Source organism: Oscillibacter sp. KLE 1728 (assembly GCF_934833455.1).
GTDB classification, from domain to species: domain Bacteria; phylum Bacillota; class Clostridia; order Oscillospirales; family Oscillospiraceae; genus Oscillibacter; species Oscillibacter welbionis.
Window position 1 is genome coordinate 1 of the sequence record NZ_CAKVVF010000056.1, and the last position, 12,871, is coordinate 12,871.

Sequence of the window (12,871 nt, forward strand, 5' to 3'; positions counted from 1 at the left end):
ATCACCAGAGCAAGCACCAGAGAAAGGAACTTCTTCATTGGGATTTCTCCTCCTTCAAAAAATTTGCGGTCCGCCGGAAGACCCCAGGCGGATCTGGGATTCGTGTGGGGGCTAGCCAACCAACTTGTGTCGGCCTACACCAACCGCAGAGCCGGATGCGGGGCGCTTCCGCCGTTCGCAAGGCCAATTTACGGGAAAAAACTGCCGGTGTCCAGCGTTTCGCAAACCTTTTAATCCAATTGAAAAACGGCGCACAAACCGCATGGACAGCCATGTCACGCCATCATAACACGGACGCGATTTCTGCTCCGGCCGCGGCGCGGGCAAAAAAAGAGAGCGGCCCCTGAGGGCCGCTCTCCTTTTGCGCCGTTCACAGCAGAACCTCATCCCGAATGGGAAGGGCGTACCGCTGCCCGGCCTGCACCAGACGCCTGTCCTCCACCATGTGCTTGAGGATCAGGGCACACTGTCTGTCGCCGACGTGCAGGAGCGCCGCCAGATCCTGCCGGTAGGCCGGACCGGACTGCTCCAGAAATGTACGGATGACGTCATACTGCTCCTCCGGCGGCACCACCTGGCCGGCGGGGTAGTATTTGCCGCCGACCCGCACCAGCTTTCCCCGCTCAGCCAGCTGCCGGAGACGCTCGTAGGCCGCCACCTTGGACAGGCCGAGCAGCGACATGGCCTCCGACCGGGAGATGGTGCCTTTTTCGGCGGCGTAGGCCAGCAGCCGGGCGTCCTCGCTCTCCCGGCGCTCCTCCCGGCAGAGATCTCCCAGGCTGATGTGCTCCATCCCGCCCCGGATCAGGGCGGTCCGCACCATCTTGGACAGCCGGGGCTGGTCCAAGGGCCGCCGGGAGTTGGGCGTCAGCAGCACGTGCGGGTCCTCACCCGGCCGCCGGCGTCCCGCCGCCGCCCGCAGCAGGCGCCGCAGGGTGACGCCCAGGGCCAGGTCCCGGTCCGGCAGCCGCACCAGACCCCGGTCCAGATCCACCTGGTCCCAGGTCAGGGCTGTCATCTCCCGGACCTGCATCCCCAGCTTCCAACCCATCCAAAGGGCAAGCCCCACCGGGGAGCTGCCCTCCGCCTGGAGCAGCTTCCACATCAAAAAACCGTCCACCTCCCGCCGAGGGCGGGAGTCCTTCTGCCGCCCCTCCGGCAGATAGTCGGAGAAAACGGCATACAGAGTGGGGACGGCGATGCCGCTGATCCGGGCCACATAGGGCCAATCGTGGGATTCCAGATGGCGGATGATGAAGTCGTGCCGCAGATCCATCAGGCTGATGCCGCCCAGCCCCGCCCGGTCCAGAGTTTTTCTGGCCAGGCGGGAAATGGACTCCGGCGGCATCTGCTGCCTGCGGCGGTCCGAGACCACCACGAAGGGAGTAGGCGGGTCGGGGCGCTCCGCCTGCCGGCGCAGGCAGTCCTCGGTCTCCGTCTCCAGCGGGATGGTCCGGTCCGGCAGCCGGAGCTGATGGGCAGAAAAGTCCACATCGTTCCAAGTGAGGCGCTGGATCTCCTCCCGGGTCAGCCCCTGCCGCCAGGCCAGGCGGAGGATCAGCCCCGCCGCCGTCTGCGTCTGCTCCGCCAGAAGCTGGGCCATGGCCCGGGCATCCGGCCGTCTCATGGTTACTTTGCTCACGTTCCGTCTCCTCCCGGTCAGGGGGAGCGATGAACGGCGGGTTACGACCGTATGACATACGGACTGAACCCTGCACCGCTTTGGACGCTCCCGGTCAGGAACGCCCAGAATTGTTCTGCTGTCTCCATGGGATGGCGGGTGCGGGCAGCTGCCCACGGGTGCCCGCACCGGGCGTACCTGCCGCCTCTGACTTTCACCGTGTTTCTGTCTGTTTCTGTCTGCCGCCGTTTGCCGGGAGAGCCGAAGGAGCTTCGATGGGGCCCGGCACCCCACCCGTCACACGGGCTGGCTATTCTTGCCGGACTGCTTCTCCCACGCCGCAAGGCCCCGGATGATTAGGTCCCGGAACATCGCGTCCCGGGGGACGCCGGGGTAGCTGCTCTGCTTTACCGCGGTCAGTTCCGCCGCCAGCTCCGGCGTCACGGAGATGGTAAACCGTTTTTGATCTCTGTTCATGTACGCAGCTCCTTTCCATATAGTGGTTAAGTGAATTGGTGAACCTATTAAAGTTATTATAGTGGTTCACTGAACCGAAGTCAAGGGGGCTGCGGCTCTCTTTACACCGGTGGTTCACTCGTGTATAATAGGGCCAGAGGTGATAAGGATGGCAACAGACAGACCGCGTTACACGGTATCCGTGGACAATGAGCTGTTTCAGCAGATCGAGGATTTCCGCTTTGAGCGCCGGTTCCAGACCCGTTCGGAGGCGACCGTGGAATTGATCCGGCTGGGACTGGAATCCCTGAAAAAGGAACAGCAGACCCCGCGGGAGAAGCCGGCGGACGAGGCACGTGACGACTGACCGTCCGCCGGCGGCTCCGGCCGCGGGGACACCCGTGAAAACGGGAGCGCGCACCCCCGCCCTATCCTATCGGAGATAACTGAAACAGTTCTGATTCCGGCGCACCTCCGGGGGAGGCGGGAATCAACGAAAAAAAGACGGCTGCCGGGTTGGCAGCCGTCTTGGTGATTTTGGGAGATAGATACGGGAAGGGCACTCAGTAGAATTCCTTCAGACAGGCCTCCGCATCCGCCCAGGTGCCGGTGAAGGGGACGGGCGTCTCCATCTTCAGGGGCACCAGGGCGGTGGCGGAGCGGAGGACGGTGGGGATGTCAGCAGTCAGCCGCTCATTGATGTAGCCGGCAAAGGTGCAAGGAACGGCCAGGGCCCTCACGCCTGCCGGAAGTAGGATGCGATCTCCCGCATCCGCGCCGACTGGGATACATGGAAGGGGCACCGGCGGTCACAGTGGCCGCAGCTGATGCAGGCATCCGCACCCAGAGACAGGCTCCGGTAGTGCTCTGCCGCCAAGGCATCCCCCGCACGGGCCAAGTCATAATACTTGTTGATGAGGCCCACGTCCAGGCCGGCGGGGCAGGGCTGGCAGTGGTTGCAGTAGACGCAGGTGCCCTCCACGTCTCTGGGGGTGAGGGAGCTGATGACGGAGTAGTCCCGCTCCGCCTCCCCAGCCCGCAGAAAGCCCAGGACCCGTTCCAGATCCGCCCGGTCTCGGACACCGGGCAGCACCGTCAGGACGCCGGGCTTGTCCAGGGCGTACTGGATGCATTGATATTCCGTCAGGGCCTGACCGAAGGGAGAGGTACGAGCATCCAGCAGCTGTCCGCCGGCAAAGGCCTTCATCACGGAGATGCCCACGCCCTCCGCCTCGCACCGGCGGTAAAGGGCCATCCGCTCCGTGGCGCTGCCGTTGGCATACTCGCCGTGCTGATAGTCGTAGCTGGGGTTGATGCTGAACATCATCATGTCCGCCAGGCCGGTGTCCAGCACCTCCCGGGCCAGGGCCAGCGTATGGGTGGAGAGGCCGATGTGGCGGACGACGCCCTGGGCTTTCAGCGCCTCCAGATACTGAAGAACGCCGTTGTCCACATACCGGCGCCAGTCGCCGGACTCGTCCATACAGTGGATGAAGCCGTAGTCGATGTAGTCCGTCCGCAGCTGCTCCAGCTGCCACGCTACCGACCGCTTGACGGTCTCCAGATCCGTGGTCCAGCTGTAAGGTTTACCGGCGGCGTAATTGGCGCCGAAGTGGACCTGGTAGAGCACCTGCCTGCGCACACCCGCAAGGGCGGCGCCGAAGATGGGGAAGCAGGCGGAGTCGGCAGTGGCCAGGTCGAAGTAGTTGATCCCCTGCTCCAGGGCCATCTCCAGCGTGGCGGCACCCTCTTTCGCCCCGACGGCGGGGAGGCCGCTGGTGCCCACGCCCAGGACGCTGATCCGGTCCCCGGTGCGGCGGTTGACACGGTATTCCATAGGTCGAAACCATCCTTTCCTGTTGCAGCTCTGCGGCAGCCGGAGTCCGGACGCCGCGCCTCACATGACCCTATTATACCGCCTGAAATGAGAAATAGCGAATACCTGTTTTCTATGCTGAGACATACATTTCACACATATCACACTTGCGGCCCCACTGCGGCCATGATATGGTAGGGGAGAAGAGGAGGTGCGGCCCGGTGGAATTTCGGACGCTGAAGTATTTTTTGACTGTGGCCCGGGAGGAGAACATCACCCGGGCGGCGGCGCTGCTCCATCTGACGCAGCCCACCCTGTCCCGCCAGCTGATGCAGCTGGAGGAGGAGCTGGGAGTCAAGCTGTTCCGCCGCAGCCAGCACCACATCGTTCTGACGGAGGCCGGGATGCTGCTGCGCCGCCGGGCTCAGGAGATCGTAGAGCTGGCGGAGAAGACGGCCCGGGAGCTCCGACCGGCGGAGGAGATCACAGGCCGGATCTCCATCGGAAGCGGCGACCTGCGGAGCATGACGTATCTGGCAAAGCTCCTGGCTGCCTTTCACCGCCAGCATCCCCGGGTCCAGTATGAGATTTACAGCGGAGACTCCGACGGGATCAAGGAGCGGATCGAGCAGGGACTCCTGGACATGGGACTTCTGCTGGAGCCGGTGGACACCAGCCGCTACCAGATCCTCCGGCTGCCCGTCCGGGAATCCTGGGGCGTCCTGGTGCCGGAGGATTCGCCTCTGGCCCGGCGGGAGGCGGTGACGCCCGGGGACCTGGCGGACAGCCCCCTGATCCTGACCACCCGGGAGCTGATGCGCCGGGAAATGATCCGCTGGTTCGGCCCTTACGCAGACCGGATCCAGGTGGCGGCCAGCGGCAACCTGCCTTACAACCAGACCCAGCTGGCCCGGGAGGGGCTGGGGATCTATCTGGTGATCCGGCTGGATTGCGCCTATGACGGGCTGCGGTTCGTGCCCCTCTCTCCGCCGCTGGAGTCGGGCACGGTTCTGGCCTGGAAGAAGACCGAGGTCCTTTCTGCCACCGCTGCTGCCCTGCTGCGATTTGCCGAGAAATACGTCGGCGGAATATCAGACCATCCGGTATAGGCATTGGACAAGGCGAAGTTCCGGATTTAGAATGGAGGCGTCCCTGCGGGGACGTCTCCACTTTCTGCCCTGAGGTGCGGGCGATGACGATCCAGGAGGCCAGCGAGTGCGATCAGATCTCCATGGAGGTCCTGAGGTCGGGCAGGCCGCGACCCGGAGCGGCTGAACCTGATCCTGACGCTTCGGGACATCGGCTTCACCGGAGAGGAGACGGGGGGCTATATGCGGCTGCGGCTACTGGTGGAGATACGGGCCGCCGCACTGGCGGATATTTACACCCGTGAGCGGCAGGAGACACGCTGGCGGCAGAACATCCACACCGGGGCGGCGGTCTGCCCCGCATTCATAAGAAAGCATTGGGAGGTATGTTGCATGAAGATCATGGACAAGGCTGCATTTGAGGAACAGAACGTGTTTGGCCTGGGCGCGCCCAACGACGCTTTTGCCCGGTACTTTGCCGGCCGGTCCTATCTCAATCCCCTGACCCGCCCGGAGGACGGGCTGTTTCTGGCCAACGTCACCTTCGAGCCCGGGTGCCGGAACAACTGGCATATCCACCACGCCTCCGAGGGCGGCGGGCAGCTGCTGATCTGCACCGCCGGCGAGGGTTGGTACCAGGAGGAGGGCAAAGAGGCGGTCAGCCTGGAGCCCGGCAGAGTCATCGTCATCCCGGCGGAGGTCAAGCACTGGCACGGCGCCAAGCGGGACAGCTGGTTCAGCCACATCGCCGTCGAGATGCCCGGTGAGGCCTGCTCCAACGAGTGGTGCGAGCCGGTGAGCGACGCGGAATACGAAGCACTCTGAGCGGCTCCCGGCCGGGGAATCGCCGCTTGGCAACAAGGCACGGACAGTCCAAAGACTGTCCGTGTCTTGCTTTGCAGCAGCTCCGCCGGAATCCTTCCCGCCGGGGCGGAACGGGGGGCTGCACCGGATCCGGCTGCTGGCGGGCATCGGCCTCAGGCGGCCCTGCGGCGGCAGAAAGCGGAGACCAGATCCACCAGCCAGGACAAGGCGATCATGCCCAGCGCCAGGGTGCTGACATCATGCCAGGCGTATTGGTTCAGGGCCAGGATCAGCGGCGCGCCGATTCCGCCCGCACCGGCCAGGCCAAGGGCGGAGGCCTCGCGGATATTGACGTCAAACCGATAGAGCCAGGCGGAGAAGAACTGAGGCACCAGCTGCGGCAGGGCCGCGTGGCGGACGCAGGACAGCTTCGGCGTCCCCATGGCCTCCAGAGCGTGATACGCCCGAAAATCCAAGGTGTCGATGGCCTCTGTGAAGCGCTTGCAGAGAAGTCCCACGCTGCACACTGCCAGGGTCAGCACTCCGGTAAAGGAGCCGGGGCCGCAGACGCGGATGAAGATCAGTCCATAGATCAGGAAGGGAACGGACCGGATGGCGGTCACCAGTGTCCGGAACAGCCAGGCGGCGGGGGCCGGGAAAAAGCGGCTGCTGCCGAGAAACGCCAGAGGAACGGAAAAGACGGCGCCGACGCAGGTCCCCACCAGCGCGATGGCAACGGTCTCCAGCAGGAGATAGGCAAGTCCGCTGCTGTCCAGGCGGAAAAACAGCTCCCAGTTCGGGTGCAGGAGGCCGGTGAAGAGCGTCTTCACCATCTGCATGCTTGTGCGGGAAAGGTCGGGCAGCGGAAGCGTGACCGTGCAGAACAGCACCAGCGCGGCCGCCGCGCCCGCCAGCAGCCGGCGCTCCTGCCGGCCCAGGGTCCGCTCCTGCTGCACCAGACGGGTGAGCCATGTGCTGAGATGCTCCATGAGATAGACCACGGCGAAGAGGAGCAGCAGGATTGTCCCCACCTTGTCGTACTCCCGCCAGGAGACCTTTTCATTGAGCAGCAGGCCGATTCCGCCTGCGCCCACATAGCCCAGGATGGCGCTGTGCCGCACATTGCCCTCCAGCAGATAGAGGGCGTTGGTGAGATAGGCCGGCAGGATCTCCGGTAAGGTGGAGCGGAAGAACGCCTGGGCTGAGGCGGCGCCCATAGCCCGCAGGGCCAGATAGGGACCCTGGGGCGCGCTCTCGATGTCCTCATAGGTCAGGCGGGTCATGATGGCAAAGGTGTAGACCGTGATGGCGGCCGTTCCGGCAAAGGAGCCGATGCCCAGAAAGAATGTGGCCAGCAGGGCCAGGATCAGGGCCGGGAAGGAGCGGAGCACCTGGATGCAGAAGCGGACCGCCTTCTTGACCGGGCCGGGTCCCGGCAGGGCGGCGGCGCAGGCCATGGCGGCCGGGATGGACAGCACCGCGCCCAGAAACGTCCCGGTAATGGACATCTGGATCGTGGCCCACAGCAGGGGCAGGACCTTCCCGAGGAATCCCCAGTCCGGCGGAAACATCTTTGCGGCGATGTCCGTCAGGTGGTCGCGCCGGCTCCACATCAGGGACAGGTCGCATCCGGTGAACCAGGCGGCTCCCAGGAACAGCAGCACAAAAGCGGCCGCAGCGAGGCAGCGGATACGTCTTTGTTTCATACGGCCGCCGCCTCGCCGTAAATATCCCGCAGGACGGCCTCCGTCACATCCCCGGGGGCGCCGTCAAAGACAACGCGTCCCCGGTTCATGCCGACGATATGGGTGGAGAACTCCAGGGACAGGTCCAGATTGTGGCTGTTCATCAGGATGCTGACGCCGCGTTGGCGCTGAATGTCCCGGAGCAGGCACAGGATTTGCCGCCCGGTGACGGGGTCCAGGGACGCCACCGGCTCGTCCGCCAGCAGGATGGAGGGGTTCCGCATCAGGGCGCGGGCGATGGCCACCCGCTGCTTCTGCCCGCCGGAGAGGTTTTTCACCGGCTCCTCCAGCTTGTCCGCCAGCCCGACCTCTCGCAGGATCGCGGCGGCCTGTTCGGACCGCTCCCGTCCGAACGCCCCCAGCAGGGAGGCGGCCAGGGACATGTCCGGCAGGCAGGCGTTCAGCACGTTCTGGATGGCGGACAGGTTCTCCACCAGGCAGAAATCCTGGTAGATGGTGCCGATCCCCTGCTGGACCGCCCGCTTTTCCCGGCCTCGGGCGGCTTCAAAGTGCGTCCCGCCATAGAGGACTTCACCGCCGCTGCACAGCTCCGTTCCATTCAGGATGCGGAACAGGGTGGTTTTCCCGGCGCCGGACGGGCCGATGACCGAGAGAAACTCGCCGTCGCCCAGGGTGAAGCTGACATCCCGCAGCACCTCGCCGGAACGCTGAAATTGTTTGCGGATATGGATCGCCTGCAGCATGAAATCCCTCCTGAAGATGGTCACGCTTCCATAGATTTCAAAAGCGCCTGGGCCGCCCGCTCTCCGTCATAGTCGGAGTCGCTGCCCCAGTCGTAGCCCACCTGGCTGAATACGCCGAAGATCTCCTGGCCCTCCTCGGTCTGGGCCAGCTCGATGAAGGACTCGCCCACTGCCTGCCGGAAGGCTTCGTCCGCCATGGTGTCAGAGGTCTTGCTGTACGCGATCATGTCGTTGTAGATGCCGTCCGTCACACCGATCACGCCGGTCTGCTCCACCATGGGGGCTGTGCCGCCGAAATCGGATTCCCAGATGGGGGCGTTCTTGATGCGGATGTGGCCGTAGGACACCATCACATCCACCTGACCGGCAGCCAGCCGGGCCACGGAGGTGGTGTGGGAGTCGCACTCCACCACATTGTCCAGATCGCTGATCCCCTTACCGTAGTGCTCCTGCAGCCACAGGGAGGGATAGATGTACCCGGAGGCGGAGGTGGGATTCAGCACCGCCCAGGTGGCGCTGTTCAGGTCGTCCCAGGTCAGCTCCTCCCCGGCGTTGACCTTGGAGAGCAGCTCCTGGCCCTTCTCGCTGGGACCGGCCAGCAGGATACAGCGGTAGTAAGTGCTCATGTCCTCTGTGTTCTCCTCGATGGTGCCGTCGTTCCAGTCGGCGGGGTTCTCAGAGTCCTTGTTGATGGCATAGCGCAGAGCGGTCAGCAGCACATCGCAGTCGTCGGAGAAGAGCACGTAGTTGCCGCCGGAGATGAAGCCCAGGTCCGCGCTGCCCGCGCTGAGGGCCTCGCCCACGGCGGTGTAGCTGGTGCCCACGGTCATGTCGATCTCGCCCACGTCGTAGCCCTTTTCCAGCAGCTTTGCCTTCAGCAGCTGCTCCAGCGGCTCCGTGGACTCGGAGATGAGGTCGGCGTCCGCATAGGGAGAAAATGCGATTTTCAGAGAGTCCACCTGCTGTACATCGGTGTCGGACGGAGCCTCCGCCGTCTCCCCGGTGCCGCAGCCGGCCAGGAGTCCGGCGCACAGCGCCAGGCTCAACAAAAGTGCGGAAATCTTCTTTTTCATGGGAATCCCTCCAGTTTAATTTTCTGCGCAAAACAAAACGGGCACGCGCCTCATCAGCACATACCCGTTCAGACCTTCACGCAGATGCTGATGCCCCCGCTTCCGCCTGGGAAGCCGGGTGCGGTCGGCCCTTACTGGGACCCTCTCAGCCTGGAACACAGGCTCCCTCGCAATCTGGTTCTTGTCATCTATGTGAGCGTGGCGCCAGGGAGCTCCCCCTTTCGCCGCATTCCTTAAACCTCGGCCAGTATAGCACGCTGTACAGAAAAAAACAAGAGTGGAAATTTTCCCCCGGCCGCCAGCTGGCGGCCCGCCGAAAGGAACACCTGTCCGGCATCGGGTGGGCGCGAAGAGAACCCCGCTGGAGGGGGATGGCTCCGGCGGTCAGAACAGCATGGCCAGCGTCCCGGCCACAATGAGGGCAAGACCTGCGGCGGAGCGAGATGTGAGCCTCTCCCGAAACACCAGCCGGGAAAAGGCCACTGTGACCAAAATGCTCAACTTGTCGATGGGCACCACCACGCTGGCGGGGCCGCTCTGAAGCGCCCGGTAATAGCACAGCCAGGAGGCCCCGGTGGCCACGCCGGACAGGCAGATGAACGCCAACTCCCGCCGGGGCACCTGCCGCACCGCACCGGCCTTGCCTGTCACCAGCACCATGAGCCAGGCCATCACCAACACCACACCGGTGCGGATGGCGGTGCCCAGGTTGGACTCCACGCCCTGAATGCCGGCTTTGCCCAGGATCGCGGTGAGACTGGCAAACACCGCCGAGCCGAAGGCGTAGAGCATCCAGCTCCCGCACTGGGGTGCACAGCCGGCCGCGGGGGACCTTTTCTCCAGCATCAGGAAGGTGCCTGTGCCGATCAGCACCACCCCGATCCCCTGAGGCAGGCCGATGGGCTCCCCCAGCAGAAAAAAGGCCAGCAGGATGGTGAGCACGGTGCTGGATTTGTCGATGGGCACCACCTTGTTGATGTCACCCAGCTGGAGGGCCTTGAAGTAGCACAGCCAGGAGGCTCCGGTAGCCAGGCCGGACAGCACCAGAAAGAAGAGCGTTGTGGGGCCGATGTTCCGGATCTCCCCCTGGGAGCCCACGACAAACACCATGGTCCACGCAAAAGCCAGCACCACAAGGGTGCGGATGGCGGTGGCCACGGTGGAGTCGGTCTTCCGGATGCCGCACTTGGCCAGAATGGCCGTCACACCGGCGAAAAGCGCGGATCCAGCCGCGAAGAGAATCCACATACGCATTCCTCTTTTCTGATGACTGCCCCTTGGACAGTGCGCCCTCGATGCCGCCCCCAGCGGAGACGCCGTGCCCCCGGATGGCACATCCGTGCTTCACGCCGTTCCGGCGGTGGTGCAGGCAGCCAGGGCGGAGCTCCCTCCGGCGCGTTGCGCCGCCGCCGGGCAAGAGCAGGCGGCCGCCCTCCGGTAGGCTCCGGCAGTCGACACGGTCCTGATCGTTTGCACCGTTTTCAAAAATATCGGGGGAGGGCCGGACGGGGGGCGGCGGAGGCTGCCGTACCTGCTGTGATCTCCAGCCCTGCACACTGCGGTGCGCCGGGAAGTTGGATGTTTGCCCGTAAAAGCCCTGACAGGGCGGGGGCCGCGGCCGGAGAAAGGAGCGGCCGCGGCCCGGCGGCCACCAGCGATCTCAGTATGGATATTATACCACAATATTTGCCGCCCGCGCATCCATTTTCAATCAAGTGTGCGGACTCTGCACCGGGGAGCCATCCGGGTGCCTCTTGCGCTGCGGCGGCGGAGAGGCGGGACTTCCGGCTATGGCCTTTGCGAATTGACGCAGGGGACGTGACGGGACGGCGGGTTCAGTGTGTCTGCCGCTGCCACAGAACTTCCGCCTGTGCCCGTAGCGGGAAGGTGCGGTTGGGGCAGGACAGCAGCTCGTACAGGATGTTGAATTCCCGGATGGTCACGGGGATCTCCGCTCCGGCAAGAGAGGCCGTCAGCGCGTCGGCATACAGAAGAAGTCCGTCCACGGACAGCTTCCGGCTGGCCTCAATATTGGCCCGGCGCAGCAGTGCCCGCACCCGCATGAGCAGCCCGCTGAAGTCGCCGGACTTCACCATATAGTCGTCAATGCCTGGGTCGTACCCCTTCTGAAGACTCTCTGGGGAAATGTACCATCCTGCCACAGCACCCAACTGGCTGCGCTCTGTTAACATGTGTCCTCTTTCCGAAATTTTTGCTGCCCGGCGGGGGCTGCGGGACCCGGATTGGTGAAACGTAAAAAAGAGGCACCCCTGAAAATTATGGCGCATTCAAAAAATGGTGGTGAAAACGGGAGGAAAAGATGTTATAATATCTAAAACACAGGAGGACAGCCGCCTTGGACTTGAGAGAGTATATTGCGCCCGACCTTTTAGAGAAGTTTGAATTTTACAGCTATAATCACGCGCTTGAGATTATCACACAGGCATTTCCGGCGGAGTGGAGCGAGATTGTGGACTGCCTGCGTCAGCTGCGCATCACTACGGACGATCTTCGGGAGTCCGGCGGAAACGAGACCAAGATCCCCAAAAAGTTTGATGATGTGCTGTATCCCCGCGGATGGCGCGAGATCCGCATTTCCGGCGACCTCCACATCAAGTTCTATCCGCGGCAGGCCGAACAGCGGGGACGCTTTTCCCAGGAGCCGTTTGAGGAAAAGGTCATACCCGGGTATATCGACGGACATAATATCGACTTCCTGAAAAACCGGATCGCCTTCGATCTGGAGTGGAACAGCAAAGATCAGACGTTTGACCGGGACCTGCTGGCCATGCGGACGTATTATGACTGCGACCTTGTCAGTGCAGGGATCATCATTACGCGCTCTGCCGAGCTGAACGACATCTTCAAAACCATTTACGACTATGACGGAAAGACCCGCCAGTGGAAACCCATTCTGCGGAAGTACGGGGCCAGCACCACCTGGATGGGGAAATTGACCTATCGCTTGGATTCCCGCAGGAACGGCGGATGCCCCATTCTGGCAGTAGGCATCAGGAAACCGTGCATCACAGATTGGGAGGAAGGGTACATCGATGAGCACAATCCAGGAAACATCTGAAAATCTGCTGCGTTTCTGCGGCGATCAAAAATACGCCACCATATATGCCGACCCTCCCTGGAGGTTCCAGAATCGGACCGGGAAGGTAGCGCCTGAGCACAAGCGGCTGAATCGCTACGAGACCATGGAGCTGGAAGACATCATGGCGCTGCCGGTGGCACAGGTGGCGGCGGAGAAGAGCCATCTGTATCTGTGGGTCCCCAATGCCCTGCTTCCCGACGGCCTTGCGGTCATGAAGGCCTGGGGATTCGAGTACAAGGGCAATATCATCTGGGAGAAGGTTCGCAAGGACGGAGAACCGGACGGCCGGGGTGTGGGGTTCTACTTCCGGAATGTGACGGAAATTCTGCTCTTTGGTGTCAGGGGCGGCGGGAACAGGACGCTGCCCCCGGCCAGGTCCCAGGTGAACCTGCTGCGGGCACAGAAGCGGGAGCACTCCAGAAAACCGGACGAATTCATCCCTCTGATCGAGCGATGCTCTCCAG

General features: G+C 63.4%; 15 protein-coding genes. 6 read left to right on the top strand and 9 right to left on the bottom strand.

The genetic code is table 11. The features are described from left to right. Positions 1–347: hypothetical protein (locus tag QVE23_RS07535; protein ID WP_287966780.1), on the top strand; the 347-nt coding region annotated here is incomplete at its 5' end. A gap of 23 nt (positions 348–370) precedes the next feature. Here QVE23_RS07535 and QVE23_RS07540 read toward each other — a convergent pair. Together QVE23_RS07540 and QVE23_RS07545 are read right to left on the bottom strand one after the other, a co-directional pair. Next, on the bottom strand, positions 371–1,642 hold the full coding sequence (locus QVE23_RS07540) for a tyrosine-type recombinase/integrase (RefSeq protein WP_287967865.1): 1,272 nt from the start codon (positions 1,640–1,642) through the stop codon (positions 371–373). Positions 1,643–1,918: 276 nt separating this feature from the next. Then, the gene (locus tag QVE23_RS07545) at positions 1,919–2,098 is read right to left on the bottom strand and encodes a hypothetical protein (protein ID WP_021750309.1); all 180 of its coding nucleotides are present in this window, start codon (positions 2,096–2,098) and stop codon (positions 1,919–1,921) included. 148 nt (positions 2,099–2,246) lie between these two features. On the opposite strand from QVE23_RS07545, the gene QVE23_RS07550 reads away from it, so the two are divergent. Beyond that, the gene (locus QVE23_RS07550) at positions 2,247–2,444 is read left to right on the top strand and encodes a ribbon-helix-helix domain-containing protein (protein WP_021750310.1); all 198 of its coding nucleotides are present in this window, start codon (positions 2,247–2,249) and stop codon (positions 2,442–2,444) included. Between the two features lie 196 nt (positions 2,445–2,640). Here the strand turns inward: QVE23_RS07550 and QVE23_RS07555 are convergent, their stop codons facing one another. Both QVE23_RS07555 and QVE23_RS07560 read right to left on the bottom strand, forming a co-directional pair. Then, on the bottom strand, positions 2,641–2,817 hold the full coding sequence (locus QVE23_RS07555; protein ID WP_256264656.1) for a hypothetical protein: 177 nt from the start codon (positions 2,815–2,817) through the stop codon (positions 2,641–2,643). After that, the gene (locus tag QVE23_RS07560; RefSeq protein ID WP_287967866.1) at positions 2,814–3,914 is read right to left on the bottom strand and encodes an aldo/keto reductase; all 1,101 of its coding nucleotides are present in this window, start codon (positions 3,912–3,914) and stop codon (positions 2,814–2,816) included. The genes QVE23_RS07555 and QVE23_RS07560 overlap by 4 nt, the downstream gene beginning before the upstream one ends. Positions 3,915–4,114: 200 nt before the next feature. Between QVE23_RS07560 and QVE23_RS07565 the strand changes: the two genes are divergently transcribed. Together QVE23_RS07565 and QVE23_RS07570 are read left to right on the top strand one after the other, a co-directional pair. Next, positions 4,115–5,002, top strand: a complete 888-nt coding sequence (locus QVE23_RS07565) for a LysR family transcriptional regulator (protein ID WP_273482166.1) — start codon at positions 4,115–4,117, stop codon at positions 5,000–5,002. Between the two features lie 372 nt (positions 5,003–5,374). Continuing rightward, positions 5,375–5,806, top strand: a complete 432-nt coding sequence (locus tag QVE23_RS07570) for a cupin domain-containing protein (RefSeq protein ID WP_025545232.1) — start codon at positions 5,375–5,377, stop codon at positions 5,804–5,806. A gap of 152 nt (positions 5,807–5,958) precedes the next feature. On the opposite strand, the gene phnE is transcribed toward QVE23_RS07570, so the two are convergent. The 5 genes from phnE to QVE23_RS07595 form a co-directional block, all read right to left on the bottom strand. Continuing rightward, positions 5,959–7,491: a phosphonate ABC transporter, permease protein PhnE gene (phnE, locus tag QVE23_RS07575; RefSeq protein WP_287967867.1), complete on the bottom strand. Its 1,533-nt coding sequence runs from the start codon at positions 7,489–7,491 to the stop codon at positions 5,959–5,961. After that, positions 7,488–8,234: a phosphonate ABC transporter ATP-binding protein gene (locus QVE23_RS07580; protein ID WP_036630900.1), complete on the bottom strand. Its 747-nt coding sequence runs from the start codon at positions 8,232–8,234 to the stop codon at positions 7,488–7,490. Before QVE23_RS07580 ends, phnE begins: the two co-directional genes overlap by 4 nt. A 20-nt stretch (positions 8,235–8,254) precedes the next feature. Then, the gene (locus QVE23_RS07585; RefSeq protein ID WP_287967868.1) at positions 8,255–9,307 is read right to left on the bottom strand and encodes a PhnD/SsuA/transferrin family substrate-binding protein; all 1,053 of its coding nucleotides are present in this window, start codon (positions 9,305–9,307) and stop codon (positions 8,255–8,257) included. A gap of 384 nt (positions 9,308–9,691) precedes the next feature. After that, a complete protein-coding gene (locus QVE23_RS07590; RefSeq protein WP_036630902.1) occupies positions 9,692–10,555 on the bottom strand; it encodes an EamA family transporter in 864 nt (287 codons plus the stop codon). A 587-nt stretch (positions 10,556–11,142) separates the two neighbouring features. Further along, a complete protein-coding gene (locus QVE23_RS07595) occupies positions 11,143–11,499 on the bottom strand; it encodes a response regulator transcription factor (protein WP_353847533.1) in 357 nt (118 codons plus the stop codon). A gap of 164 nt (positions 11,500–11,663) precedes the next feature. On the opposite strand from QVE23_RS07595, the gene QVE23_RS07600 reads away from it, so the two are divergent. Beyond that, positions 11,664–12,386 carry a BglII/BstYI family type II restriction endonuclease gene (locus tag QVE23_RS07600; RefSeq protein WP_021750324.1) on the top strand — a complete coding sequence of 241 codons (723 nt, stop codon included), beginning with the start codon at positions 11,664–11,666 and terminating at the stop codon, positions 12,384–12,386. Continuing rightward, positions 12,361–12,871, top strand: a 511-nt coding sequence (locus QVE23_RS07605; RefSeq protein ID WP_287967869.1) for an MT-A70 family methyltransferase, incomplete at its 3' end; no start/stop codon positions are given. The genes QVE23_RS07600 and QVE23_RS07605, both read left to right, overlap by 26 nt.

Bases quoted from the DNA above. Each gene is read 5' to 3' on its own strand.
- QVE23_RS07545 (WP_021750309.1), bottom strand. From the start codon at position 2,098: ATGAACAGAGATCAAAAACGGTTTACCATCTCCGTGACGCCGGAGCTG.
- QVE23_RS07550 (WP_021750310.1), top strand. From the start codon at position 2,247: ATGGCAACAGACAGACCGCGTTACACGGTATCCGTGGACAATGAGCTG.
- QVE23_RS07560 (WP_287967866.1), bottom strand. From the start codon at position 3,914: ATGGAATACCGTGTCAACCGCCGCACCGGGGACCGGATCAGCGTCCTG.
- QVE23_RS07570 (WP_025545232.1), top strand. From the start codon at position 5,375: ATGAAGATCATGGACAAGGCTGCATTTGAGGAACAGAACGTGTTTGGC.
- phnE (WP_287967867.1), bottom strand. From the start codon at position 7,491: ATGAAACAAAGACGTATCCGCTGCCTCGCTGCGGCCGCTTTTGTGCTG.
- QVE23_RS07580 (WP_036630900.1), bottom strand. From the start codon at position 8,234: ATGCTGCAGGCGATCCATATCCGCAAACAATTTCAGCGTTCCGGCGAG.
- QVE23_RS07585 (WP_287967868.1), bottom strand. From the start codon at position 9,307: ATGAAAAAGAAGATTTCCGCACTTTTGTTGAGCCTGGCGCTGTGCGCC.
- QVE23_RS07590 (WP_036630902.1), bottom strand. From the start codon at position 10,555: ATGTGGATTCTCTTCGCGGCTGGATCCGCGCTTTTCGCCGGTGTGACG.
- QVE23_RS07595 (WP_353847533.1), bottom strand. From the start codon at position 11,499: ATGTTAACAGAGCGCAGCCAGTTGGGTGCTGTGGCAGGATGGTACATT.